The organism is Pseudomonas baetica, from assembly GCF_051216495.1.
GTDB lineage: Bacteria > Pseudomonadota > Gammaproteobacteria > Pseudomonadales > Pseudomonadaceae > Aquipseudomonas > Aquipseudomonas baetica_B.
On the sequence record NZ_JBPKAM010000230.1, the window covers coordinates 1 to 1,811 of the forward strand.

Here is a 1,811-nt window from a genome sequence, read left to right on the forward strand (position 1 = left end):
AACCGGGTTGGGGGTGTGGTGATATTTCCCCCACCCGCTAGGGATAACGTCCTCCCAGAAGGGTGTGGGTCTTTTTTGGCGGGCCCCCCCCCCCCCGCGAAGGCGTCACACCAAGCGCAACACCTCTCAGGGTTTGGCCTCGGTCTTGGCCGCCACCGTCACCCACCACTGCGTGTGCTGTTCGATCTGCACCGGCAGGGTCGGCAGCAGGGCATTCAGGGCCAGGTTGGTATCTTTGAGCGGGAAGCTGCCGGTAATCCGCAGGTCGGCCACTTGCGGCGCAACGCCAAGGTGCCCGGGGCGATAGCGGCTGAGTTCTTTGACCAGATCTTCCAGCCGAGCGTTGTCCACCACCAGCATGCCGCGGGTCCAGGCGTCGGCGCCCATGTTCAGCGCAGTAATCGGCCCCAGGCCGTCATTGCGGATCAGCACTTGCTGACCCTCGTGCAGAATCTGTTCGTCAGGGTTCGATTGCGGATGGACGGCGACCGCCGACTGCAACACGCTCAGTCGTGTGCCTTGTTCCTCGCGCTTGACCAGGAACCGCGTACCCAATGCGCGCATGCTGCCTTCACGGGTTTCGACGATGAACGGCCGGGCATCGCCATGACCGGTTTCAACCAGGATTTCCCCTTCCTGCAGCACAATCAACCGCTGCTTCTCGTCGAAGCGCACGTCCACGGCACTGTGGGTGTTGAGGTTGATCAGCGTCCCGTCGGCGAGGCGAATCGTGCGTTGTTCGCCGGTGGCGGTGCGCTGGTCGGCCAGCCAATAGCCGACTGGCAAATAGTGTTCACCGGCAAATAACGCCAGGCCAATCACCGCGACGACACTGGCCAACCCGCTGCCCAGCTTGCGCACCCGGCGGCGGATGCCTTCGCGTGATTGCAGCAGTGCGGTGCGGGCCGGGCCGCTGGCGACGCTGAAGCGCTGGTCGAGCATGCCCAGTTGGCGCCAGGCGCGAGCGTGTTCTTCGTGGGCGGCGTGCCATTTGGCGAACTCTTCGCGTTCCACCGGGTTGCCGGAATCCAGCGACAATTGCCAGGCAATCGCCGCGTCCAGCACCTGTGCCGAGACCGGTTTGGAGCTGAGCGGACTCATGTTGGCTCCCCGTACAACGCGATGTAGCACTGACGAATACCCTGGGTCAGGTACTGGCGCACGCGCGGCACCGACACACCCAGGCGTTCGGCGATTTCTGCGTGGCCGAGGCCGTCGAGACGGTTGTAGAGAAACGCCGCCCGGGCTTTGCTCGACAGCTTGCCGAGCAGGCGATCGATGTTTTTCAGGTCTTCGAGGACCATTTGCTGCTCTTCCACCGAGGGTTGCTCGGCTTCTGGAATCAGCATCAGTTCGGCGAGGTAGGCCTGCTCCAGCGCGGCGCGGCGAAAATAATCGAACAGCAGGCCTTTGGCGATCGCCACCAGAAACGCCCGCGGTTCACGCGGAGCTTTGAGTTCTTCACGCCCCAGCAGACGCACGAAGGTGTCCTGGCTCAGGTCTTCGGCCCGCTGCGGGCAGGCGACGTTGCGACGAAGCCAAGCCAATAGCCAACCGCGATGGTCGCGATATAACGCACCGACGAGCTCACTTTGAGGGCTTGGGACTGACGACACGCAGCATCACCGATTGGGAAGTGTTAACTAACGAGAATTGTTCGCGATTGTGTCAGAGGCGGGGGAGGGAAAGCAATTGGCGTTGGTCGGGTGGATTGGAGGGCAGTTGGACCGCGTTATCGTTCTTCGCGAGCAGGCTCGCTCCCACAGAGGAGGGGGAGTTCCCTTGGGGGGAAGACTGCTCTCGAAAAAGTC

At 62.8% G+C, this 1,811-nt stretch carries 2 protein-coding genes; both read right to left on the reverse strand.

The features are described 5' to 3' along the window. Positions 1-126 precede the first annotated feature (126 nt). A complete protein-coding gene (locus tag ACSFE6_RS31410) occupies positions 127-1,101 on the reverse strand; it encodes a FecR domain-containing protein (RefSeq protein ID WP_435431251.1) in 975 nt (324 codons plus the stop codon). After that, positions 1,098-1,616, reverse strand: a complete 519-nt coding sequence (locus tag ACSFE6_RS31415) for an RNA polymerase sigma factor (protein WP_435431252.1) — start codon at positions 1,614-1,616, stop codon at positions 1,098-1,100. The genes ACSFE6_RS31410 and ACSFE6_RS31415 overlap by 4 nt, the downstream gene beginning before the upstream one ends. Between the last annotated feature and the right edge of the window lie 195 nt (positions 1,617-1,811).

Excerpts from the sequence above, each read along its gene's own strand:
- ACSFE6_RS31410 (WP_435431251.1), bottom strand. The coding sequence starts at position 1,101 with ATGAGTCCGCTCAGCTCCAAACCGGTCTCGGCACAGGTGCTGGACGCG.